The following is a 25739-nucleotide window of genomic DNA, read 5'->3' as shown; positions in this document are numbered from 1 at the left end:
CTTTAAATGCCGGACAAAGATACAAAAATTCAGCGTAGGGTAATCTATAATAATGCCTCGTTTACTTTAAGCAGTTATTACCTTATGCAAATTCTCCACATATTGAGTAAGGTCACTAAGCTTATCACCAAATGCATCATACCAATCAAAATTCACAAATGGATCATTTCCGAATGTAGAGGTCGTTATGTCCCCATTTTCACATACATAATTTAAAATGGTCTTCAAATATTCCTCCTGCATGGAATTCAGATTACTTTCAGATATTAGTTCTGTGAATTTTCGAATAGCAATATTCCGATTCACTCCAATTATAGAACGGATAAAAGCAGCAACATTACCTCCATAAATCATATTCTGAGCATATTTTGAATATTCCTCTCTGGTTCCCAACTGCTGCCATAATATACGTTCCAAATCACGAATATCAGCTTGAGATAATGGCTCTACATTAAATATCTTTTGCAATACTGCATTATCTTTGTTCTCAGCCAAATAATCCACAACACGCTGTTTGTAAGTCGTAGTCGTAACTATTCCTGGCGCTTCTCCTCCATCGGTAAAAGCATCTTCAATATCTATAGTAAAAGTATTCTTACTATTTCCTTTTAAGAATAATATCAGTTCACGCAAGTCCTTACGAACACGCTCCAAACCATCCAAATTCAGATTTTCCCAGAAATGAGAGCTTAGAACCTCCTTTATAGTCTCTATCTTTGCCATAACCAAAGGAATGGAAGTTGCTTTTTGAAGATCTCGGGCAATTTCAATTACTTTTTTCTTACTTCTCACAGCATTAATATCCGCATCCAACAAGGATAATTCTATATAAAGAATAAGTAAATCGAACTGTTTAGACTCTTCATTCTCCATTTTTTGAATCAATAACGGAGATAGACTATTTTTTATGTGTAAAGCATCTGTCTCGGAAATAAAAATCCAATTTTCTGATTTACGATATTTACATACCAAATCCCAATGCTTCCGAACTCCAATTCGTGAATCATTCAGCGTAGCCACCTGACTATGCAACAGAGTCTTCAATTCATCATGTAAGTTTTTAGCAAAAGGATCTTCCTGATACCGGCTATGCTGCAAAAACACAGATATATCCGTACGAAGACAAAACAAACGCTCAGTCAATGACTGAACAGGTTTTGCCTCTACCCCTTGAGGGTTATCATTGAAAAACTCAAAATTATTACAATAATCAAATATGTAAAAACATTCCTTATTCTTTCCGGGCCCAAATATATTTTCAGATAAACGAGTGCCTCTACCTATCATCTGCATAAATTTGATCTTTGATTTAATCACTTTAAAAAAGACCAAATTCAAAATATCCGGCACATCAACTCCAGTGTCGAGCATATCAACAGAAACAGCTATTTGTGGTAAATTATCTCTCACCTCAAACTGATCAATCAGATTTCCTGCATACGTCACCGAGTTATCAATCAATTGACAAAAGCTCGGACCATATTCAGGATAAAGTTTTCCAAACCGTTCTACAATCAATACTGCATGTTTGTGATTATAAGCAAAAATGATTGTTTTTCCGATCCGTTCACCGCTCTGAACCCGCAACCCGTTTTCCATCAGATCCTGCAACACTTTATCTACCGTATCTTCATTAAAGAGAAACTTAAATATTTCATCCTTTTCTATATCACGATGATAATCCTCATCCGGATCAATATTTCTTTGAGCTTTTTCATATTCCCACACTTTTTCAAGCTGTTCCTTCTCCTCTTTACTCAAATTTTCATATTTAATTCCATTATTAATATGAGCAGAATGACGGATAATTCCTTTATAAGGGACCAGATACTTTTCAGCAACAGCTTCCTCCAGTTCATAAGCAAAATTGGGTTCTCCCTGTTCCTGTTCGAATAACTGATAAGTACTTCTATCCACCTCACTACGTGGTGTAGCAGTCAATCCGACCAGTAAAGAGTCAAAATAATCAAATATATCCCCATATTTTCCAAAAACAGAACGATGCGCCTCGTCAACAATAATCAAATCAAAACGACCTACAGAAAAATCTTTCGTATCACGATCTATATAATTAATCATCGTTTGATAAGTACTGAACATAACACGGGCTGCCAAATCCGGTTTATTATCATCCGACAAGACACAATAGGTTCCTGGTAATAATTTTGTAAAATTCTTATATGCTTGTTTTACCAAAGCGGTACGATCAGCCAGAAACAAAACATTTTTCACCCAGCTGTTGCGCATTAGTAATTCAACCAAAGAAATAGCAACACGCGTCTTCCCTGTACCTGTTGCCATAACCAATAAGGCACGACGATGTTTTTTATTGAAATATTCACAAACAGCTTTAATTCCGCGTTTCTGATATTCGCGGTCTGTTATCTCGTCACGAATACGCAAATCGGAAATCTCCGCTCTCTCTCGTTTCTGAATGATCAGCTCCAAATCAGCTTGCGTATGATAACCATATACAGGACGTGAAGGATAACCTAACCCATCTATCACAAAGGTATTAAAACCGTTTGTATAATAAATAACAGGCATCACGCCATACTGTGCTTCCAGGCATTGGGCATACAATTCAGCCTGATGTTTTCCTCTGGCGGCATCCACACTGGTACGTTTAGCCTCTATGACCGCTAAAGGCTTTCCATTAGCACCAAACAAGACGTAATCAGCAAAACCAGTTTCCTTATGATTCGGCATTCCTGCTAATTGTATTTCGATGCAGGCTTTTGCTGGCATAATAGATCCTTTTGCTTCCAAAATATCCCAACCTGCCTCACGTAACATTTGATCAATAAAATACTTTCGGGTTTCCGCTTCCGAAATACCTGTAACTGCTTTCGTAACCAAGGCTGTTTCTAACTGACCCTCATATTTCTCTACCAAAGCATTGGTCGGCTCCATATTTTCTTTGGGAGCTATATGAACTTCAGCCTGTCCAGGGATCAAATTACGGTCAAAAGTCGGATAATCATCTATTACTTTCAGCTTTACTAATACTGAACCGACAAAAACATATAAATTCAGTAAAGAGAAAAAAGATTCTTTCTTTGCTACTTTTCCCAAATGTGCTGAATTATTACCGGCTTTACGGATATAGTGCAAGCGTTTCAACAAATCATCACTCTGAATAAAATTCTTAAACGACTCAGCATTTACCAACTGGAAAAGTGAAGACCGTTCCGGTATTTCCATCCCCCTAAACAAATAAATAGCTCTTACAATATATTCTAAAGCCCGGCGACTATTGATAGCCGACTTCTCCGGATCTATAATCTGGTTAATTTCTGCCTCATTGCAATATGCATACAAATCTGCAAAGTCCGAATTTCCTTTCAGGTAATCAAAGTTTTTTGCTTGTATCATAACACTAACACTAGTTATGTTGATTTATAAATTCACACGCCTTTAAAAAGTTTGAAATCTATCTGATACCGATAGAACTCAATATTAGTACATACAGAAAGAGCTCTCTTCAACCGGGTATCTGCCTCCAATCCGATAATAATACCTTTTACCTCTTGATTGGGTTCCGCTAATTCTTCTTTGACATACCCCATGTATCGATGAATTTGCCCGACAACGACATCGGATGTTCGCCCTCTTTTTAGCTCTATGACCAACAAGGTCTTTTTATCCTTGCTGACTGCCAGTATATCAATAGGACCTGTATCGCTAGGATATTGTTCCCCTACTATTTCACCATTATCCTCAAATATATCATATTTTTTTCCAATATCAGTATGTTTCCAATTTTTTACGAGAAAATCTTCCAAATGTTTTTCCAAAGCAAAGACTGTGGGGTCTTCAACCTCCTCATCATTACAATACACAGTTGGAGGAGCAGTTCTTGTCAAGAATGTTTCTATTTCTTGTTGGTATTTTGTGATATCGCAGCATGTACCGATAGAACCGGTCGAATGTTGCAAACCTTCACTCATTTCACTTCTTTGAATAGTTTTATCATACCATTGAACTCTGCGTCGGTGAGGTAGATTAGTTCCCGGCACATAATAGTAATTTCCTACAATTTCGGCAATATAATATTCACCTTTGCCATTAGGAGTTAAAACAATATCGCCTATTTCAAGCCCACGGCATACAGTCCAGAGAAATCCACAGGAAAGACCAGCAGCAACTTTTGTTTTTTCCGGATTTTCTTGCAGATATACAGGTATATACTCTTTATTAAAAGCTTTCCATCCATCAGGTAAATGACCTGACAAATCATTATCCGGAAGAAAGTTAGTTCCAATAAAACCACCTTCTTTACACTCGTCAGCATATATGCTGCCTCTTCCTAACATTACTCGGTTGTATTGTTTCATGGTTGATTAAGTTTTATCCAAAATATTTATTCATGGTGTAGTCTAAGAGTTGTTGAACTTCGACTATGGATTGTTTTATTTTTTGTTTTTGATTTTCAAGAGATACTACTTTTTCTACAAATATAGCTTGTATATCTAAAGAAGGTAAAATTAACTTCAAATTTTCAATATCTTTATTTAGAATATTAGCCTGTCGTACTCCTCTACAATTTCGTGTTAAAAATGATTTTATCTTTTTATCTGATAACAAATACTTCAAAAACATATTTTGATACAATCCATATGTTTCTAATTTAGCATTACGTTGATTCAAATAATAACATTTATAAGTATCAGGTAATATACACACATTTCCATAATCTCCCTTCCCCACTGTTCCTGTTAAGGAAATTACAAGATCATTTGGATATACTTCATATTTACACAATTTAGAATCATATGCATAAAAACATAAATTATCTTGTTTAAATATGCCTGTATTAATATTGCCTATTTTTAAAACAGGTATACCTTTTATATTAAAAGAATCACTCTTAAATGCAAAGCCTCCAATGACAGAAGCTATATCACCAAATCGCTGAATTAACCATTTTTTCTCATTATTATCTGGATCCCCAAACATATCATAAAAAACAGCCTGTCCAAGACGATCCAACTCTTTAAGCTGTTCATGTTTCTTTGTTAGTATTTCGTTTAGTTTATCAAGCTCAGCAACAATAGCTTCTTGTATTGAAAGAGTAGGAACCGGTATATAAAGTTCTTTCAGAAGCTTATAATGTCTAGAATAGCCTAAATTAGGAATATTATACCAGTACAAATAATATTTTAAAAATTTGGTATTTAGAGCGTCTTTAGGTAAAAGAATTTTTACACCATCTGCACCTATAACAAAATCAAAATCCACATATTTTAAAACACGTGTATGATCTCCAAATATAACAACAGGCTTTTGTACACGAAAAACATCATCTTCGTTATTCCAATATCCTGATACAAAAGCCTCCTCTTGAGATATTATAGGATAAGTACCTTTTTTTAAATAATCCGAACTAAAAACCTTATTCGTATATTTAACCTTTTGCAAGCAATCCTCAAATAGAATGTATTTCCAGTTATCCTTCATATTCATATCATCTTCCTAAAATCCACAATCGCCTGCCGAATCTCCTCCTCCAAACTCTCAATACGTGCAAGAATCACCTCCGGTTTTTCATACTCTACTTTTTGCCGTTCCACTTCTTTGTACTTATTGATCGAAAGATCATAATCATTGGCACGTATATCATCTACAGGCACAAAGAAAGACTGGTCTTTACGAGTGCGGGATTCTTCTCCTGCAAGGTTATGGAACCTTTTTATCACATCAGGAATATCGCTTCCTTCACATTCAGAACGTTTTTGATCGAGGGTAAAACCATCGGCTTTCATATCGTAAAACCAAACTTTACCTGTACCCCCTACATTTGTTTTTGTAAAGATTAGAATAGCCGTACTTACCCCGGAATAAGGTTGAAAAACACCTGCCGGCATAGAGATAACAGCCTGTAATCGATGCTTATCTACCAATTCCTTACGAATAGACTTATGCCCTTTACTATTGCCAAACAACACGCCATCAGGAACGATCGAAGCACAACGTCCGCCCACTACCAACATACGTAAAAACAAAGCGACAAACAACAACTCAGTCTTCTTTGTATTGGTAATTGCCAACAGGCTTTTACTCACCGAATCATTGTCAAGGCTACCGGTAAACGGAGGATTTGCCAGACAAAGCGTATATAAATTCTCATCCGTATTATCAGACGATAACGAATCACGCCATTGAATATTCGGATTATTAACTCCATGCAACATCAAGTTCATCGCCCCAATACGCAACATCGTTTGATCGGTATCGAACCCGTTAAACATTTCATTATTAAAATGATCTGCAGCATTTTCGTTCAACAATTCATCTTTACAATGCTCTGTGATGTATTTTGCGCATTCCACAATAAACCCAGCTGATCCCATTGCCGGATCACAAATGATATCTCTTACAGTCGGCTTCATTAATTCCACCATCATCTGGATGATATGCCGTGGCGTACGAAACTGTCCGTTGGTACCACTTGCCGCCATTTTACCCAGGATATACTCATACACATCTCCCATCGTATCGCGGTTATTCATATCCAGATTGTTGATACCATCGACAACCTTGGCTAAAGTCCGTTCATTAGGTATAAGAAAAATAGCACTTCGCATAAAACGACTATAAGCTGAATCCTCTCCTACACCAATATTTTTGATGAAAATGAAAACATCGTTACGAACGGTATTGAACATACGAACAGTATCCATATTCTTAAAAACAGACCAACGCAACGATTTATAAGGGACGTCCTTATCACTTTCCGGATTATGCCAGTTTCCATCCTTAAATATAAGCTTTTCAGGAGCAACATGATACTTAAATGCATTTGCTATTGCTTCTTTTTTAATCTGCGCATCATCCAACATCTTCATAAAGAACAAATAGGTCATTTGTTCCAGAATTGTAATCGAGTTCGTGATACCACCTGTCCAGAATGCATCCCATATCTGGTCTACACGGTTTTTTATCTCGCCTGTTATCATTTTCGTTTTTTATTGTTTATAAGTCTATTTGCAAATATAAGCACTTTCAGTCAAACCAGTCGTAATATACAGGTTTTCCATCCCATATTGAATATAAATTCTTATCTCCCCAAACTTTATTATTTTAAGCCCACGTAGTAATACTACTTTGTAGGAGGTTTATTTTTTACTCTAAAAGACTATCATTCATCTTAATGGCTTTTCTAAAAGGATTCACCATTACACCACATTTAATACAACCTCCCTCGTTTCTTTTGAAGAAACCATGTCTCTTCAATTTACAAATTGTCTTATGCTATAAAAATAATACATTTTCATGAACCTAACCAAAACATATAATACCTTTCTCCCGTTTTATAATAAAAGGTCTCCGCTTGATTCTGATAATCATTATCAAGAGAGATTTTAAATATCATTCTTTGAATATTATCAATATGACTAAAAAAATAGATTATATATCTTTGTTTGCACGCATTGCTTTAGCTTTGGGATTTCTGTCAGCCGTTGCAGACCGTTTAGGGTTATGGACTCCGTTATTGGGAAGTGACAATGTGGTCTGGGGGAATATGGAAAGTTTTACCGCTTACACCGGAGTTTTATTGCCGTGGGTTCCTCCATATCTGTTACCGCTGTTCGCATGGACGGCTACAATCGCTGAAATCGTACTTGGCGTATTACTATTAATAGGTTTCCAAAAACGTTTGGTTGCTCTTCTTAGCGGCATTCTATTATTGACTTTTGCTTTTGCCATGCTGTTTTCTTTGAATATAAAAACACCACTCGATTATAGCGTATTTGCAGCGGCGGGATGTGCTTTCTTGCTTTACAAGGAAAGCGATTAAGAACCGTACAAAAATTTAGATGAAATAACCTTCTCCTAAATTCGTTTAATCAAAGAATAAAATGTATGTTTGCTTCGTTAACTAAACGACAAATATATGAATCCTAATTTCGACTACAGCTTATTCCCATACTCTTTCGCCCACTGTCTGAACCACGAATGCCTACGTGCAGAAAAATGCCTGCGCCGACAAGTTGCCTTACGTATGCCAAAAGAAAGAGAAGCGGTTACAGTCGTGAATCCGAAACATGTTGCTCCTTCGGGGGAGGATTGTAAGCTCTTTGTTCCCGATCAACCGGAACAATATGCACGAGGAATCACTCATCTGCTCGATCGTGTTCCGCACAATGATGCTGTTATTATCAAACAACAAATGATAGAACATTTCGGACAGACGAACTATTATCGCTTTTCCCGGAAAGAACGTCTTATCAAACCCCATGAACAGGAATATATACGAACATTATTTCATAAGAGAGGAGTAACAGAAGAACCTGCCTTCGATGAATATGTAGAATACTACGATCTTTATCGAAAGATATAAAACAGGAAAATCCCTTTACACATATTAAACCGAGTCAACCCTTTTTATTGATTAGGCAGAAAGTAGTCAACTAAAATCGTTAAACGACAGTAATTTTATTTCCATATATTATGAAAGGACATTTTCATATATTGTGAAAATAGTGTTTCATAATATAAGAAAATAGATTTTCATAATTTACAAAAATCTTAACAAAGCAATATCTTCTGTCCGTTTATTCAGTAAAAATATGGAATTGGAACTAACCCTATCACTCAATCTCAATAAATACTGAAATCCTGCGGCTTTATCACAAACCCGATCCGCAGCATACTCTTGAACTGATTATATTCCAACAGGTTTTCACCGTAGCCATTATAATATTGTAGGAAGAAATATTGATTCTCATTATTATTGAACTTATAACTCAACTCTACCTGTGTATTAAAGCTGAACCATGTTTTGCGTTTCGTCAGGATCACTCCGCAATTAAAACGCTTATTATCCGTTCGGAAATTAGTTGCCAGCTGGAATATACCGTTGTATTTCAGCAAATCCTTGTTATACTTACCATCGACGATCGGTATCCAGGTCTTGAACTGGGCTTCCCAATTCTTGTTGAGAACAACGGCTGCAGCAAATGTGACCCTATTCCAGCTACGCGAAGCTGTGCTGTCTTTCCCGTTAGACTCATGTTCAAGCATCAGATATCCTTTACCTATATATTTGTTATGATGGATAATCAGGTGTCCGAGTCCTATTCCCGGATTAAAGTTCAGGTCGCGCATAGGAAGAGATTCCTGAAAAACATTCCAGAAAGCTTTCTGTGTATACTGGATGAAAAGATAGGTATCGAAAGGTAACTTGCTTTTGGTCAGCCGCTGCGCAATACTCAATTGAAATTTGACATCCGAATTGGCTGCGGTCGGTTTATGCCCGATCGTCGTTCCACCGATAAAATAGTTGTCTTTAAATAATGTAAAATAAGGAGCCTTGTCCAATACCGCACGTACACTGTCTGCATTATATTCCATCTTGGGGTCCTGGACCAGCACCTGGGAGAAAACTGATACGAAGCCGGAGATAAATAAAACAAACAGAAATATAGTTATCCTTTTCATATATAATATTATTGTGTATAGACCCTATAAAACAGAGCAAAGGTAATAACCGCACAGCTAAACAATTCTCCCCGATTTCCTGAATTATGGTCAATTCAGTTACCTTTTCTTTATTAATAACCAATTCTTATCCGGTAAGTTCATTTTTTATATCTTTGTCCGCATGGAAAAAGTATATCAATATTATCGGGATACAATAGCAGCATACACACGCCGCTCGGACAATCTGAAAAAGAAAATACATTTGATAGGAACAATACGCCTGTTACTCGTTGCCGGACTTATTGCAGCAATATGGTTTTTAAAGACCGAAAGCTGGATGATGCTGACAGGGGCAGTTATCCTGTTCCTTATACCTTTCGTCGGACTAATGGTCTATCATACGTTTTTATCATCGAAAAAATCGTATGCCGACGTTCTTATATCACTCTGCAACAATGAGCTGAAAGGACTGGATTATGACTTCAGCGCTTTCGACGGAGCTTCTGAAAAAAGCAGCGGAGAACACTCCTTCAGTCTGGACCTGGATCTTTTCGGGAATCGTTCCATCTTCCAGTCGATCAACCGCACGGTCACTTCCATGGGAAAAGAAAGGCTTGCCGACTGGTTCACCAACCCGCTTACCGACAAAGAGGAAATTCTCAAACGGCAGGAAGCGATCCGCGAACTAAGCGAAATGACACAGTTAAGACAGCATTTCTATGTTACCGGCATGCTGCATCCCGGAGAAAAGGGAGATATTCGTACGCTGATCTCACTAACTGACAATAAACCGGTATTCATCAACAGTTTGCTCTGGAAAAGCCTGACATGGATTATCCCTGCCATATGGGCGGTTCTGTTCGTAGGAGCATCGACCGGAACAGTCACTTTTGCCATGCTAGGTATATTTTTTGCCATTGCATTCCTTATTGCAAATATACGGGCCAAACAGATCAACACACTTCACAACTCTGTGAATAAGATGGAAAAAATACTATACACCTATTCTTCACTGATCAAAAGTATTGAAGGTGATATTTTCAAATCATCCGAACTGGCAACTATCAGCGGACGGTTCAACGGGCCGGACGGTACAGCTTCCCGTTCACTGAAAAAGTTATCCCGCTGCATCGGAGCACTCGACCAACGGATCAGCTTTATGGGAATCATCCTGAATATATTCATCCTGCGTGATACCCGGACAGCGATCAGGCTGGAACGCTGGATACAGACACATGCCGGAGATATTCCTCTGTGGTTCGATGCTTTGGAAAAATTCGATGCTTATAGTTCACTAGGCGGTTTCGCATTCAATCATCCGGGTTATATTTATCCGGAAATAGCAGATACTTATTTCAAGATGAGCGGCAAAGCATTGGGACATCCCCTTCTTCGTCGTGATGTTTGTGTCAGAAATGATATTTCGATCGAGAAAAGTCCCTGGTTCCTGATCATTACCGGGGCTAATATGGCAGGAAAAAGTACTTACCTGCGGACTGTCGGGGTCAATTATGTATTGGCTTGCATAGGTGCTCCGGTATATGCAGAGGCACTAACGGTCTATCCGGCAAAGATGGTGACCAGCCTGCGTACTTCCGATTCACTGGTCAGCAATGAATCTTATTTCTTTGCCGAACTGAAACGGTTGAAGATGATCATCGACCGCTTGCAACAAGGCGAGCAGTTATTTATCATCCTGGATGAGATCCTGAAAGGAACCAACTCCATCGACAAACAGAAAGGCTCGATCGCCCTGATGAAGCAACTGGTATCTTTCCAGGCTTGCGGTATCATCGCCACACACGACTTGGTATTAGGTGAACTGGAAAAAGAATTTCCCGACCAGATAAAAAATTACCGTTTCGAGGCAGATATCAAAAACGAAGAACTGACTTTCTCCTATCAACTCCGGGAAGGCATTGCCCAAAATATGAATGCCTGCTTCCTGATGAAGAAAATGGGAATAACCGTTTAAAAAGAAAGGCTATCAAAAATGATAGCCTTTCTTTTTAAACTTAACCGATATTATTTGGTTTTATACTTCGCCTTGATCTCCGGCAATGCCCGTTGTATCTCTGCAATACGGGTCGCATCACTCGGGTGAGTGCTCATGAACTCGGGAGTCGCCCCGCTCTTTCCGGCAGACATTTTTTGCCAGAAATTCACAGCGACATCCGGATTATACCCGGCCATTGTCATAAATACCAATCCCATATAATCCGCTTCCGATTCATGTTTGCGGGAGAATGGCAACATAACGCCATATTGTGCCCCTACTCCATAAACCGTATTCGCCAGATTCTGTACTGCCGCACTCTTATTACTTACCGCCTGACCCAGAATAGCCGCGCCATACTGTGCCATCAACTGCTGACTCATTCGTTCGTTACTATGCTTAGCCACGGCATGAGCTACTTCGTGCCCAACAACAACCGCCAGTTCATCGTCCGACGATACCAGAGACATCAAACCTTCATAAACAACGATCTTACCACCCGGCATACAGAAAGCATTTATTTGGTTATCCTTCACCAGATTGAACTCCCACTGAAAATTCTTGATCTCACTTTCCATCCCGTTTGCTTTCAGATAAGCCTCTGTGGCTGCGGCAATCTTTTTACCGACACGGGTAACCATTGCACTCTCATTCTTATCCGTTGACTTTGTGGCTGATTTCATATAATCGCTATATTGCGTTAAGCTGGAAGTCAACACTTCCTGATCGGAAACCAACAATACCTGTTTTCTCCCTGTCAAAGGAACACTTCCGCAAGCACTCAGCAGCAGAAGCATAGCCATTAATAAACCTGTAATCTTTTTCATCTCTCTCATTTAGTTTTTACGAATACAAAATTACCATTTCTTTATAAGAATAGAACAAATCCAAAGGCATTTTTGCTCAATAGACGTATATGACAAATAATTATGCAAAAAAACCGGAGTAGAATGTATATTTATTCAATTATTCGATTTATATTTGCATCCGTTTTGCATAAATATACAAACATGAGTACAAAAAAGGAACGATTGGACGCTATCTGCCGCATCATACAAACAAAGGCGATATGTAACCAGGAAGAGCTGCTGAAAGAATTGGAAACCAGCGGATTTCAGGTCACACAGGCTACCTTGTCACGCGACATAAAGCAACTGAAAGTAGCCAAAGTTCATGATGCGAACGGCGATTATGTATATTGTCTGCCTGATTATTCAGCTTTGATACAGCCGAACAAGGTACAGACACAACATCATCCGAACATCGAATTTTCCGGAAATCTCGCAGTTGTCAAGACTCGTCCGGGATATGCGATGGGGATCGCTTCCGATATCGATACCCATGCTCCGCACGAGATACTGGGAACGATTGCCGGAGACGACACCATCCTGATCATCCCCCGCGAAGGGATTAGCAGGGACCGGATAGTGAAAGCATTATCACATTTTATATAAGGGCGATTAAGGGAGACAACAGTTCTTCCGTTTATAAACAAAAGAAGATTAAGAACAATCGTAAAATGAAACAAGAAACAGAAATCGATGTAATGATTGCTGACGCCTCTCACGAAATATATGTAGACAAGATATTGACTACCATTGAAGAGGCTGCCAAAGTGCGCGGAACTGGTATCGCTAAGCGTACGCATGAATATGTGGCCCAGAAAATGAAAGAAGGGAAAGCAGTCATCGCACTGGCCGGAGATCAGTTTGCCGGTTTCAGCTATATCGAATCGTGGGGGAACAAACAGTATGTAACGACCTCCGGGTTAATTGTTCACCCGGATTTCCGAGGTTTGGGTATTGCCAAACGGATCAAGGATATGACGTTTCAACTGGCTCGCATGCGTTGGCCGAAAGCGAAAGTATTCAGTCTTACTTCGGGTGCAGCGGTGATGAAGATGAACACCGAACTGGGTTATGTACCTGTAACCTTTTCCGATCTGACCGACGACGAATCGTTCTGGCGCGGTTGCATCGGTTGCGTAAACCATGATATTCTGGAACGTACGAACCGGAAATATTGTATCTGTACGGCGATGTTGTTCGACCCGGCCGATCCGCACCGTGCCAAACGGGAAGCAGACGAAAGAGAAAAAAATAATAATAAATAAATCATACGGGGCTTTCCGGTAAGGGCGTTTCGCGAAACGCCCATACGGAACCCACAAAAACAAACAGACAATGAAAAAGAAAGTAGTAGTTGCATTCAGCGGAGGTTTGGATACCTCTTTCACAGTGATGTACCTTGCCAAAGAAAAAGGCTACGAAGTATATGCAGCTTGTGCCAACACTGGTGGATTCAGCGAAGAACAGTTGAAGCAGAACGAAGAAAATGCTTATAAACTAGGCGCTACCAAATATGTAACGATCGACGTTACAAAAGAATATTACGAAAAGAGCTTGAAATATATGGTATTCGGCAATGTATTGCGTAACGGTACCTACCCTATCTCCGTTAGCTCCGAACGTATCTTCCAGGCATTGGCTATCGCCCGTTATGCCAACGAGATCGGTGCGGATGCGATCGCTCACGGTTCAACCGGTGCAGGTAACGACCAGATCCGTTTCGACATGACTTTCCTGGTACTGGCTCCGAACGTGGAGATCATCACATTGACCCGCGACATGGCGCTGACCCGCGATTATGAGATCAACTATCTGAAAGAACACGGCTTTGTTGCCGATTTCACGAAGTTGAAATATTCTTACAATGTTGGTCTGTGGGGTACTTCCATCTGTGGAGGTGAAATTCTGGATTCTGCTCAGGGATTGCCTGAAAGTGCTTACCTGAAACAGGTAGAAAAAAACGGCAGCGAAGAACTACGCATCGAATTCAAGAAAGGTGAGATCCATGCAGTGAACGGTGAAGTATTCGAAGACAAGATCGCCGCTATCCAGAAAGTGGAAGAGATCGGTGCTGCTTACGGTATCGGCCGTGACATGCACGTCGGCGACACGATCATCGGTATCAAAGGACGTGTAGGTTTTGAAGCTGCTGCTCCTATGCTGATCATCGGTGCACACCGTTTCCTGGAAAAATATACATTGAGCAAATGGCAGCAGTACTGGAAAGACCAGGTTGCCAACTGGTACGGCATGTTCCTGCACGAAAGCCAGTATCTGGAACCGGTTATGCGTGACATTGAAGCCATGTTGCAGGAATCACAGCGTAATGTAAACGGCACGGCTATACTCGAACTCCGCCCGCTTTCTTTCTCAACCGTCGGTGTTGAATCGGAAGACGACCTGGTGAAGACTAAATTCGGTGAATACGGTGAAATGCAGAAAGGCTGGACGGCAGAAGATGCCAAAGGCTTTATCAAAGTAACTTCTACACCGTTACGTGTTTATTATAACAACCATAAGGACGAAGAAATATGATAAAGATCGGAATTATAGGTGGTGCGGGATATACGGCAGGCGAATTGATCCGCCTGCTGCTTAATCACCCGGACGCCGAGATTACATTTGTGAATAGTACCAGTAACGCCGGAAATTTGATCACTGACGTTCATAGCGGCCTGTTCGGCGAAACCGAAATGCGTTTTACCGACGAGTTGCCGTTGAACAGCATTGACCTTCTGTTCTTCTGCACCGCCCACGGCGACACGAAGAAGTTCATGGAAAGCCATACTGTACCCGAGAACGTGAAGATCATCGACCTCAGCATGGACTACCGTATCGAAAGCAACGAACATGATTTCGTTTACGGTCTGCCGGAATTGAACCGACGACGTATCTGCAATTCCCGACACATTGCGAACCCCGGTTGTTTTGCCACCTGTATCCAGTTAGCCGTTTTGCCACTGGCTAAGCACTTGATGCTGAACTCCGAATTACACGTCAACGCGATCACCGGTTCAACGGGAGCCGGCGTGAAGCCTTCGTCGACTTCTCATTTCAGCTGGCGAAACGATAACATTTCGATTTATAAACCGTTCACACACCAGCACTTGGCTGAGATTGGTCAGAGCCTGCGCCAGTTGCAGAATAGTTTCGAAAGTAATATCAACTTTATTCCGGTAAGGGGCAATTTCTCACGCGGTATTTTTGCAACGACTTATATCGACTGCAAAGTAGGATTGGATGAGATCCGCCGTATTTATGAAGAATACTACGACGATCATTCGTTCACATTCATTACAGATAAGAATCCGGATCTGAAACAGGTAGTCAACACAAACAAATGTCTCCTGTATCTCCAGAAATATGATAACAAATTGCTGATCGTATCTATGATCGACAACTTGTTGAAAGGCGCCAGCGGACAAGCTGTGCATAATATGAATTTGCTGTTCGGTTTGGAAGAGACTGTAGGATTACATCTCAAACCGTCAGCGTTTTAAATAAGAAATCATGAAACTATTCGACGTATACCCTTTATTTAATATAGAAATAGTAAAAGGCAAAGGATGCCATGTATGGGACGGTGAAGGTACAGAATACCTCGACCTGTATGGTGGCCATGCCGTTATATCCGTCGGTCATAGCCACCCTACTTATGTAGCTGCTATCACCGACCAGGTGAACAAGTTGGGATTTTATTCCAACTCTGTCATCAACAGTTTGCAACAGAAACTGGCTGACAAGCTGGGAAAAGCTTCCGGTTATGACGATTATTCCTTATTCCTGATCAACTCCGGTGCCGAAGCAAACGAAAATGCGTTGAAACTGGCTTCCTTCCACAATGGGAAGAAACGGGTAATCGCTTTCAAGCACGCTTTCCACGGACGTACTTCTGCTGCGGTTCGCGTCACTGATAATCCGAAGATCATCGCTCCGGTCAACGAAGACCTGGCTGTTACTTACCTACCGTTGAACGATGCGGCAGCTGTTGAAGCTGAATTGCAAAAAGGGGATGTTTCTTCCGTTATTATAGAAGGTATCCAGGGAGTCGGCGGTATCCAGCTTCCGACAGACGACTTTATGAAAGAATTGCGTACCTTATGTACCAAATATGAAGCCTGCCTGATCCTGGATGAAATTCAGTCCGGTTACGGTAGAAGCGGAAAGTTCTTTGCCCATCAATATGCTGATATCCAGCCGGATTTGATCACGGTTGCCAAAGGGATCGGTAATGGTTTCCCGATGAGCGGTTTGCTGATCAGCCCGATGTTCAAGCCTGTTTACGGCATGCTGGGAACGACTTTCGGAGGTAACCATCTGGCTTGTGCTGCTGCTATCGCCGTATTGGATATCATGGAAAACGAGAAGTTGGTTGACAATGCAGCCAAAGTCGGTGAATTCCTGATCGAAGAGTTACACAAACTGCCGGGAATCAAGGAAGTTCGTGGTCGCGGTCTGATGATCGGTATTGAGTTTGAAGAATCGATCAAAGAAGTACGTAGCAAGCTTCTTTTTGAAGAAAAAGTATTCACCGGGGTTGCCGGAACCAATACGATCCGTCTGCTTCCGCCGCTTTGCCTGACAATGGATGAAGCGAAAGAATTCCTTGCCCGATTCAAAAAAGTACTCAATGCTTAATTAGTTCTTTATTATAAAAGAAAGGCGCCAACGGATATTCCGAAGGCGCCCTTCTTGTTTATAGAAAGAGTCTGTTATTTGCTATCCTCTACTCTATAGTTGAATATCAGAGTAGAACCAAAAGGAACTGTTCCCATCCCCAACTGATAATCATAGCCTAAATCAGAAGGAATGATCGCCTCTATGGAATCACCCACTGATGTATCCAAAATAACATATCGCAAACCGGTAATCAGTTCTCCTACAACAAAATTTTCAGTAATCTTCTTTTGAAATACCGTACCATCTATATAATGTCCTTCCAAAGTAAAGTGCAGTTTACTACTACTTGTCGGATATTTAGGTGTTTCAGCTTTTCTGTCGATTATTCTATACAACGTTGTATCGCCATCCTTCACAATCTGCTGATAGACTAAATTCCCGTTCTCATCTTTCTCCAACGCTTTCTCACGAATATATTCGTGGTTCTTCTCGTAATGAGCAATCTGCTCCGGACTTAACTCAAATTTGTTGTTATCATTATTACAAGCGGTAAACCCACTCAACATCACCATCGCAGAACATGCGACTGCATAAATAGATCTCATTATTTGTCTTTTATTTTACTATTAAACTCTTTTGAAGCCGCAAAGATAATAATAAGAGTTTCTCCTTTGTTATCTCAAAGAACTTTACGTTATTTGTATATTCAGAAACAAACACAATAAATACAAATGAAACTAAATAAACTAATTGTTGCCGCCGCTATTACTATTTTCTGCAGCAATCTGTGTACCGCACAAAAATCATTGGATTTAGAAGAAGTTCTCAGTGGGAGACTGATCCAGACAAAAGGAATCGGTGCCATGAACTGGATGAAAGACGGGGAACGTTACAGCCGCCTGGAAAGAAATGAAACAGACGGAGGTATGGATGTCGTTGCCTACCGTGCCAAAGATAATGCCCGCGAAATGATCATCCCCTCTTCCATGTTTATAGACCCATTGACAGGAAAACACATTGGAATGGGGCGCCTCTCCTGGAGCAATGACAATGACAAAGTTATGATATTTAATAACACTAAACGTGTTTGGCGTTATGATACGCGGGGAGATTACTGGGTGCTTAGCCTGCAAGACGGCAGCCTCCACCAGTTGGGAAAAGGATTGCCCGAATCATCGATGATGTTCGCCAAATTCTCTCCCGACGGAACCAGAGTAGCCTACGTTTCCGACAATAATATTTATGTAGAAGATATAAACTCCGGCAAAAGAACCCAGTTGACCCACGACGGAAGCCGGACTATCGTAAACGGTACGTTCGACTGGGTATATGAAGAAGAATTCAGCTGCCGCGACGGTTTCCGCTGGAGCCCAGACGGCAAATATATAGCCTACTGGCAAAGCGATACGGAAGGGACCGGCGTATTCGACATCATCAACAATGTCGATTCTGTCTATCCTACTATCCTGCACTTTCCCTATCCGAAAGCAGGTACAGCCAATTCAGCAGTAAAAGTAGGATATGTCCCGGCAGAAGGGGGAACGACCACCTGGATCGATATTCCCGGAGATCCGCGGAACAATTACATTCCCCGTATGGATTTCATTCCGGAAAGCAACGAATTGTTCATTCAACAATTGAACCGGGAACAGAATACCAATAAAGTATGGATTGCCCAAATAGGCAGTGCAACACCTAAAAATATCTTTACCGATCAAGATGCTGCATGGCTGGATACAAACGATAATATCCAGTGGCTGAAGAACAACCAGTATTTCACCTGGGAAAGCGAACGCAGCGGATGGCGTCACCTGTATCGTGTGAGCCGTGACGGAAAAGAGATTGTCCCTGTCACAAAAGGAGATTTCGATTATATCCAGCCGGTCGGAACCGATCTGCAAAAAGGTTTGGTTTATTTTATCGCTTCACCGGAAAACTATACACAACGTTATCTGTACAGTGCAAACCTGTTCGGCAAAGGCGAAGTAAAACGCTTGAGCCCGGAGAACCAGCCGGGGCAGCATCATTATAACATGTCTCCGACCGGAAAATGGGCAGTACATACCTACAGCAATTCAGTAACCCCTCCGGTGATTGACATGGTTTCATTTCCTAAGAATCAGTCCGTTCGTATAATCGAAGATAATGCAAAAGCGAAAGAACAATATGACGCACTGGGATTGAATCCGAAAGAGTTTGTCAAAGTCAAATCAGGCGATTTACTACTCGATGCCTGCATGATTAAACCTGTTAACTTCGACCCTTCGAAGAAATACCCGGTTATTATCGAAGTCTATGGCGAACCGGCAGGATCGACCGTACAGGACTCATGGGGTGGCGGCGATCTGTGGAACCAATATATGGTCAATCAAGGATACATCTATGTCAGCATCGAAAACCAGGGAGCTAATGCACCACGCGGACGTGAATGGCGCAAATGCATCTATGGGGAAGTCGGTACATTTGCATCCGAAGATCAGGCACGGGGCATACAGGATCTCGGACGGCAATACCCGTTCATCGACCTGTCCCGTATCGGTATCAACGGATGGAGCGGAGGCGGTAGCCAGACACTGAACTGTATGTTCCGCTATCCGGAAGTATTTCACACCGGCATTGCAATCGCTTTTGTTGCCGACCAGCGCTTATATGACACCGTTTATCAGGAACGCTATATGAACACCCCGCAAAATAATCCGGAAGGTTATCGTAAAGGTTCTCCTATCAGTTATACAAAAGGATTGAAAGGAAACTTATTACTGATACACGGAACGGGCGACGACAACGTACATTACCAGAACTGCGAAATGCAGGTGAATGAACTGGTCAAACATGGAAAGATATTCAGTCAGATCAGCTATCCGATGCGTAGCCACGGTATCTATGAGCGTGAAGGCACCACCTTACATCTACGGAAAAGTATGGCAGACTACTGGTTGAAACATTTGCCGGCAGGAGGCAAATAAACATATATAAATTAAAGTATAGAGTAAAAAGGCACTATGAAACGTTTAGTTATATGCTTTGCCGTTATATCGGCCCTATTCCTCATGCCTTCCCGGGCTACGTCCCAGATCAGGGAAAAGGCTGAAGGATTATTGAATGCTGTCATTACAGAGAACAAGACAAACGAGGCCCCGGCCGATTCATCCGCCGCAATGGAAGAAAAGTACCGGCAGGATTCTATCAGAATGCAGGAGCTTGAACTTCAGTTACAGGAAATGAAGCTGAATGAGATCGTACTCCGGACCGAGTTGGACGATGCGCTGAACAAGCATATCACCACCGATTCGCTGAAAAAAGAGGAACAGCGTCACCGCATCGACTCGTTACGAACCCTGACACCCGGTGTCCCTCTTATCATCGACAATGATACGCTCCTCACTTTCTATGCCAAAAGAGGAGGTGTTTCTGCACACGACCGTGCTGAAAATGCCGTCAACTTAATCCTGAAGATCGGAAAAGACCTTAGCCTGAAAACCGACTCTGTATATCTGTTCACCAGTGAATACCAGACGGATATCATGTATGGAGAAAAAGTGATATTGAGTGTTACCGACCAGGATGCCCTTTGGATGAATACGGATAGGGACGAACTGGCAAAACAATATCGATCTGCTGTCCACGATAAGATCCTGTCGCTGAAAAAAGAACACAGCATCCTTCAGATCGCTAAACGGGTAGGCCTTTTCATCTTAGTACTGGTCGTTCAGTATTTCCTGTTTAAGCTGACCAACTATCTGTTCAGAAAACTACGCCGCCGTATTATCTGGCTGAAGCAGAACAAACTCAAATCCATCACCATACGGGATTATGAATTTCTGAATACTCACCGGCAAGGCAGGATACTTATCTTCCTGAATAACATTCTTCGCTACCTGGTTTTACTGATACAGCTTATGTTCAGTGTCCCGATGCTGTTTGCCATATTCCCGCAAACAGAGAATCTGGCAATGAGGTTATTCACTTATATTATCGAACCGATCAAAATGGTTCTTAAATCTGTTGTCGAATACATACCTAACCTTTTCATTATCATTGTCATTTATTACAGTGTAAAATATATTATAAAGGGTATTCAATATATAGCCAATGAGATTGAAAGCGAGAAATTAAAGATCACCGGATTCTATCCGGACTGGGCACAGCCATCTTTCAATATAATACGCTTCCTGTTGTATGCCTTTATGATCGCAATGGTCTACCCGTATCTGCCAGGCTCCGATTCCGGTGTATTCCAGGGTATTTCGGTCTTTGTCGGACTGATCGTCTCCCTGGGTTCAAGTACGGTTATCGGAAATATCATAGCAGGGCTGGTCATTACTTATATGCGTCCGTTCAAACTGGGCGACCGCATCAAGTTAAACGAGACTACAGGAAATGTAATTGAAAAAACGCCGTTCGTAACCCGCATCCGTACCCCAAAGAATGAGGTTGTAACAATTCCTAACTCATTCATCATGTCGTCACATACGGTCAATTACAGTGCATCCGCCCGCCAGTTCGGTCTGATCATCCACTCGACAGTCAGTATCGGTTATGATATTCCCTGGCGTCAGGTCCATCAGTTGCTGATCGATGCAGCCCGCTCGACTCCCGGAGTGATGTCGCACCCGAAACCGTTTGTTCTGGAAACGGAATTGCAGGACTACTATCCCTGTTACCAGATAAATGCTTATATAAAAGATGCCGACAAATTATCTCAGATATATTCCGACCTGCACCAGAACATACAGGATGTATTCAATGAAGCAGGTATAGAGATCATGTCGCCCCATTATTATGCAGAACGCGACGGTAGTGCTATCACTATTCCTCCTGAATATCAGAAAAAACCGGAGAGTCCGGATAAAAAATGAGAAACAGCCTGTCATATAGTTAAAAAAGTCCTCCTGCAAAACAAAATGCAGGGGGACTTTTGTTATAACGGCAAAGTCACTAATAAATAAAAATGCAGAATAATGAAAAAGTATTTTATCGCAGTAGCAGCTCTGGCTTTATTAGCTGCATGTAGCGGGAAGAAAACAACCGAACCCGCTTTAATAGAGGAAGAAAGCGTAACAGTAGCTGAAGCGGTACCCGATGCACCGGCTTTGCCTGAAGTAACAGGAAAAACGACCAAACCTGTGAACATGCGTGATTCGCTGAAAGTAGATCCTAAAAAAGGAAGCGTTATCCAGAAAAAATATAAGGGAACATTCCCGGCTGCAGATGGTCCCGGCATCGTTTATGACCTGACTTTGTTCTATCAGCAAGATAGCGACGACGGCGTTTACGAAATGGATGCCACTTATCTGGAAGCTGAAAACGGACAGGATAAAACATTCTCTTCTACCGGTAAACGTCAGGTAAAACATGGTACACCCAGCGATTCAGAAGCTGTCGTTTACGAATTGATCCCTAGCGACGGAAGTATGACATTCTATTTCCAGGCAGAAGGCGACAGTCTGACACTATTGAATCAGGAATTACAGAAAGCAGCATCCGATCTGAATTACACCCTGATACTGGTTCCATAAATAAGCACATCTTTGTATAAATAGAAAAGAGGCACCCCAACTCCTACCGGGAATGCCTCTTTTCGCTTTTAACGTTCAATAGCCATATCGGGTTTACAGATTATACACCTTCCGGGAATAAACATCATTACCGCAAGTGACACGGACAACAAAAATACCTTTGCCGGAATAGACCGGTATTACGGCTTCTTTCGAATGACCTTTCCGTTGTTTCAGTAACACTCCGTTCATGCTGTAAACAGCTACATCGAAGAATTTTTCTTCTTCAAATATAATATGCAACATATTGTCGCTCATGGATATTTTCAAATTATCCGGGATTTTAATGGTTTCATTACCAACTATGGTACCTTCGCAATCAGAGAAACGGGGATTTCTGTAAAGCAACTGACCATTTACATGGCAACAAATATTAGTCTCACGAATCACACAGTTTTCACAAGTTGGTATCGGAGTAAATATAACTAAAGGACTTGTTTTTGCAGAACCAAGACCTTCTATAAAGCTTCCATTTGAAGAAGTAATTAATCTTTTATGTTTTTTCCCATCATGCAATAAAACAGAGTCTACCCCAATAATTGGGGCATACCAAGGTTCTTGATTATAAAAAACCAAAACACTATCTCCTACGTCGAAAGAGAAATCATATAAAAGGATCTCTTTTCCTGTATAAGGATATATATTGTTTTTAGTTTCTTCATCTGGTTTAAAAATAACTTTCTGCCCGTCGGTACGAATAAACCCTGCTGCCTGATAAGGAGGTGCCTTGATAATTTTCCAATTCATTTTGTCAATGATCGTATCACCTTCCAATATTAACTTGTCTATATATTCGCATTCATGCGTAACACTGGTGGTATAATCAATTATCCACTCTGTCTTTTCCGCAGTAAACGCATTAAGAAAACCATCATCTGTATTGGTTTCCTGAGCCGAAAGACCTGCCGCCAAACCCAGTGCAATGGTAAATAATAATATCTTTTTCATACTCAATTGTATTTTATTCAATGCTAAATATTGAATTTTCATTTATAGACAACTTACCGGTTGCTTCAAAAGTACCCGTCGACTCTAAATGCAAACTAGTAGATCCAGTCACCGTTACATTATCCAATGAGAAGTTCTTTCCATTTATAAAATAACGGCCTGTATTATACGTTTTGTTTGTAATAATAACATCACTTACATAGATATATGGAATATTATTATCCCCTATGACAGTCACTGTATACGAATCCGGTACATTTGTAAATGTATTACGTGAAGCTTTAATTGTTTTATGATAGCTAACTCCGTTATCTGCAGAACTCATAACACATATTTTACACCCAGCCTTATTGGCTACTACTGTTACAGAACTTCCAGATCTTGTAATCGATACATTGGTGAACTTTGCTGGAGTAGTTGTCCAGATTTTCATTTCGGGACAACCGATAAGATTATGGGTAAAAAATAAATATCGATCATATGCATTCGTTTTTGATAATGAATTTTTAGAAAAGATCTCAGCTTCACCTAAACTTAAATGACCGGAATTAATAGCATCTGCAAAATAACCAAATAATTGTTTTGATGAATTGACCCAGCCAAATCGTGTATTACCCAAAAAAGCAACACAGCCGGTCCTGTAAATAGAAGTTAATACTTCACCGAAACTATCGTCAATGTTTTCTGCCAATTTATCATATGGTATATTATCACAAGACATGGAATAATTGATATTAGGATATCCGTCATTTGTCATATTTTTTAAAGCACCTCCATTACTAAATTCATTTGCTCCATGTACATCAGTTTTGATGTAGTCGTAAGTATAAATTCTTAATTTAGGTACTCCTTCTCGATTCATACCAGTAGTAGCCAAGGCAACACTAGTAATAGAACCATGCCCTAAAAAACTTATAAAACCATAGTTTTTATTCAATTCTTCAATGACATCCCTTCCTGAAGGGAAAGATGGCAATACGGAAGAGTTATAATCAAGTACACCATCCACTTCTTCATTAAAGACCGTCTTTGTTGTGAAAGAAGTCAATTTAGATCCAAGATAACTTGCATGGTCATATTGTTGCATTTGATCAGCTTGTGCAAAAAATAGCTTTTTTAAATATGAATAATCCCCCCGCCCAGGATTTTGTTCATATAATAATGCCTTATAAGTCCAATTATCCACATGCGTCTGTTGCGAACAGAGAATACGTCCGACATAAATTTGTTGTGTAAATGAAGGATTGTCACCGGAATATTCACCATAATATTGATCGCCATCTACATTCCAATCTCCATTAAATTCTGCATAATAGACATCTGTTGGAATTGTTTTATTATAAGAAGTATAGTTATTCCCTATTTCATTAACATATGCATACCGTGCCGGAATAATATTCTCATCCCCTCCAAGAAGGACATATTTCGTTCCATTTGTATAAGAATCCTTTAAAAACTGTCGTACTTTTCCTGGATCATCATAAATTCCCGAAACTAGATCTCCTGTATAATTTGCTTTGATGTATTCCATTGTAACAATTCCCACAGTCAAGCCTTTACGTCTTTTCCAATTTGCAAACCGTTCAAAAGCCGGAGCCAAGGCTTCACTTGTTATAATAACATATTCAGAACCCAGCCCATTTTGCACGGCTCTATTTATAGAGGTAGCAGATGCCGTTTCCATTGATTTAACGGCAAAACGATCAAAATCATCTTTATTATTGACAAAATCGCGCAACATTTCGTTCGTCATAAAACTATTCTTAGCATTGCTACCGATTAATGCCAGAGATTGTTTCTTATTGATCGTTCCTCCACTATACCGAAGAGAAACCTCCAGGCGGGAATAAAATTTCAATCGATTACTTGCCGGATGATATTGAAAAGGAGATATTTTTATTGTTACAACTTTATTACCGTTAAAATTCTCGGTATTCAGAATCTCTGCCATTTCTACCGGAAACGGATCATCTGATGAATAGACAGAGATATTACCAGATATAATTTCCGGATTACCCCCAAAACCGATCGGAACGGGAGCCTGTGCCGGTTGTATGTCTTTATTCAATTGAAAAGTCTGTTCTTCCAGCTTATTTACACTGACAGATGTAGCTTGGCTAGCTGAAGGAATTATAATACGCAGGTACCGAAACGGAATATCAGGCAAACCTTCTTCTATTCCCATTAACATATCGTTTGCAACCACCGATACATAATTATCTGATCCGGCATTTTGAACCTGTGGCGTCTCAAATGTCACATTGACCTTCACCTCCTGTGCAAAACTTAACCACGGAATGACCAGTAATGCAGTTATAAGTAATAAACGTATTTTCTTCATAG

Annotated in this window: 20 protein-coding genes; 11 read left to right on the top strand and 9 right to left on the bottom strand. The window is 40.5% G+C overall.

All coding sequences use genetic code 11. The annotated features are described in order from the left end of the window. Positions 1-66 precede the first annotated feature (66 nt). The 4 genes from DWW23_RS05580 to DWW23_RS05565 are packed head-to-tail and all read right to left on the bottom strand — an operon-like array spanning position 67 to position 6959. Positions 67-3375 carry a DEAD/DEAH box helicase family protein gene (locus tag DWW23_RS05580; protein WP_122352281.1) on the bottom strand — a complete coding sequence of 1103 codons (3309 nt, stop codon included), beginning with the start codon at positions 3373-3375 and terminating at the stop codon, positions 67-69. Between the two features lie 32 nt (positions 3376-3407). Next, a complete protein-coding gene (locus tag DWW23_RS05575; RefSeq protein ID WP_122352280.1) occupies positions 3408-4337 on the bottom strand; it encodes an endonuclease NucS domain-containing protein in 930 nt (309 codons plus the stop codon). 13 nt (positions 4338-4350) lie between these two features. After that, positions 4351-5460 carry a restriction endonuclease subunit S gene (locus tag DWW23_RS05570; RefSeq protein WP_199664121.1) on the bottom strand — a complete coding sequence of 370 codons (1110 nt, stop codon included), beginning with the start codon at positions 5458-5460 and terminating at the stop codon, positions 4351-4353. Positions 5461-5462: 2 nt separating this feature from the next. Further along, the gene (locus DWW23_RS05565) at positions 5463-6959 is read right to left on the bottom strand and encodes a class I SAM-dependent DNA methyltransferase (RefSeq protein ID WP_122352278.1); all 1497 of its coding nucleotides are present in this window, start codon (positions 6957-6959) and stop codon (positions 5463-5465) included. 434 nt (positions 6960-7393) lie between these two features. Here DWW23_RS05565 and DWW23_RS05560 point away from each other — a divergent pair, with 434 nt between their 5' ends. Together DWW23_RS05560 and DWW23_RS05555 are read left to right on the top strand one after the other, a co-directional pair. Next, positions 7394-7801: a MauE/DoxX family redox-associated membrane protein gene (locus DWW23_RS05560; protein WP_122352362.1), complete on the top strand. Its 408-nt coding sequence runs from the start codon at positions 7394-7396 to the stop codon at positions 7799-7801. Positions 7802-7897: 96 nt separating this feature from the next. Beyond that, positions 7898-8344 (top strand): DUF6078 family protein, encoded by a 447-nt coding sequence (locus DWW23_RS05555; protein ID WP_122352277.1) that lies wholly within the window; start codon positions 7898-7900, stop codon positions 8342-8344. A gap of 260 nt (positions 8345-8604) precedes the next feature. Here the strand turns inward: DWW23_RS05555 and DWW23_RS05550 are convergent, their stop codons facing one another. Then, entirely contained in the window at positions 8605-9444 is an 840-nt protein-coding gene (locus DWW23_RS05550) for a phospholipase A (RefSeq protein WP_122352276.1), read from the bottom strand. 163 nt (positions 9445-9607) lie between these two features. Between DWW23_RS05550 and DWW23_RS05545 the strand changes: the two genes are divergently transcribed. Continuing rightward, on the top strand, positions 9608-11401 hold the full coding sequence (locus tag DWW23_RS05545) for a MutS family DNA mismatch repair protein (RefSeq protein ID WP_187576637.1): 1794 nt from the start codon (positions 9608-9610) through the stop codon (positions 11399-11401). Between the two features lie 50 nt (positions 11402-11451). On the opposite strand, the gene DWW23_RS05540 is transcribed toward DWW23_RS05545, so the two are convergent. Next, positions 11452-12249: a M48 family metallopeptidase gene (locus tag DWW23_RS05540; RefSeq protein ID WP_122352361.1), complete on the bottom strand. Its 798-nt coding sequence runs from the start codon at positions 12247-12249 to the stop codon at positions 11452-11454. Positions 12250-12432: 183 nt separating this feature from the next. On the opposite strand from DWW23_RS05540, the gene argR reads away from it, so the two are divergent. The 5 genes from argR (at position 12433) to DWW23_RS05515 (ending at position 16908) form a co-directional block, all read left to right on the top strand. After that, positions 12433-12876: an arginine repressor gene (argR, locus tag DWW23_RS05535; protein ID WP_183672226.1), complete on the top strand. Its 444-nt coding sequence runs from the start codon at positions 12433-12435 to the stop codon at positions 12874-12876. 65 nt (positions 12877-12941) lie between these two features. Further along, a complete protein-coding gene (locus tag DWW23_RS05530) occupies positions 12942-13535 on the top strand; it encodes a GNAT family N-acetyltransferase (RefSeq protein ID WP_122352273.1) in 594 nt (197 codons plus the stop codon). Between the two features lie 70 nt (positions 13536-13605). Further along, the gene (locus tag DWW23_RS05525; RefSeq protein WP_122352272.1) at positions 13606-14805 is read left to right on the top strand and encodes an argininosuccinate synthase; all 1200 of its coding nucleotides are present in this window, start codon (positions 13606-13608) and stop codon (positions 14803-14805) included. Beyond that, complete coding sequence (gene argC, locus DWW23_RS05520; RefSeq protein WP_122352271.1) at positions 14802-15770, top strand: N-acetyl-gamma-glutamyl-phosphate reductase; 969 nt, start codon at positions 14802-14804, stop codon at positions 15768-15770. The genes DWW23_RS05525 and argC overlap by 4 nt, the downstream gene beginning before the upstream one ends. Positions 15771-15780: 10 nt before the next feature. After that, entirely contained in the window at positions 15781-16908 is a 1128-nt protein-coding gene (locus DWW23_RS05515; RefSeq protein ID WP_122352270.1) for an aspartate aminotransferase family protein, read from the top strand. Between the two features lie 74 nt (positions 16909-16982). Here the strand turns inward: DWW23_RS05515 and DWW23_RS05510 are convergent, their stop codons facing one another. Beyond that, a complete protein-coding gene (locus tag DWW23_RS05510; protein ID WP_122352269.1) occupies positions 16983-17495 on the bottom strand; it encodes an FKBP-type peptidyl-prolyl cis-trans isomerase in 513 nt (170 codons plus the stop codon). A gap of 126 nt (positions 17496-17621) precedes the next feature. Here DWW23_RS05510 and DWW23_RS05505 point away from each other — a divergent pair, with 126 nt between their 5' ends. The 3 genes from DWW23_RS05505 (at position 17622) to DWW23_RS05495 (ending at position 22409) form a co-directional block, all read left to right on the top strand. Beyond that, positions 17622-19856, top strand: a complete 2235-nt coding sequence (locus tag DWW23_RS05505) for a S9 family peptidase (protein WP_122352268.1) — start codon at positions 17622-17624, stop codon at positions 19854-19856. 84 nt (positions 19857-19940) lie between these two features. Continuing rightward, complete coding sequence (locus DWW23_RS05500; protein ID WP_370449243.1) at positions 19941-21749, top strand: mechanosensitive ion channel family protein; 1809 nt, start codon at positions 19941-19943, stop codon at positions 21747-21749. Between the two features lie 102 nt (positions 21750-21851). Continuing rightward, positions 21852-22409: a copper resistance protein NlpE N-terminal domain-containing protein gene (locus DWW23_RS05495; protein WP_122352266.1), complete on the top strand. Its 558-nt coding sequence runs from the start codon at positions 21852-21854 to the stop codon at positions 22407-22409. Between the two features lie 93 nt (positions 22410-22502). Here the strand turns inward: DWW23_RS05495 and DWW23_RS05490 are convergent, their stop codons facing one another. Together DWW23_RS05490 and DWW23_RS05485 are read right to left on the bottom strand one after the other, a co-directional pair. Continuing rightward, positions 22503-23396, bottom strand: a complete 894-nt coding sequence (locus DWW23_RS05490) for a T9SS type A sorting domain-containing protein (protein ID WP_158583159.1) — start codon at positions 23394-23396, stop codon at positions 22503-22505. A gap of 13 nt (positions 23397-23409) precedes the next feature. Continuing rightward, the gene (locus DWW23_RS05485) at positions 23410-25737 is read right to left on the bottom strand and encodes a C25 family cysteine peptidase (RefSeq protein ID WP_122352264.1); all 2328 of its coding nucleotides are present in this window, start codon (positions 25735-25737) and stop codon (positions 23410-23412) included. Positions 25738-25739: the final 2 nt, after the last annotated feature.

The sequence above is a fragment of the Parabacteroides sp. AF14-59 genome (assembly GCF_003479515.1).
Classification (GTDB): Bacteria; Bacteroidota; Bacteroidia; order Bacteroidales; family Tannerellaceae; genus Parabacteroides; species Parabacteroides faecis.
Note: the sequence above shows the minus strand (reverse complement) of the source record. Positions and strands in the feature narration are given on the sequence as shown.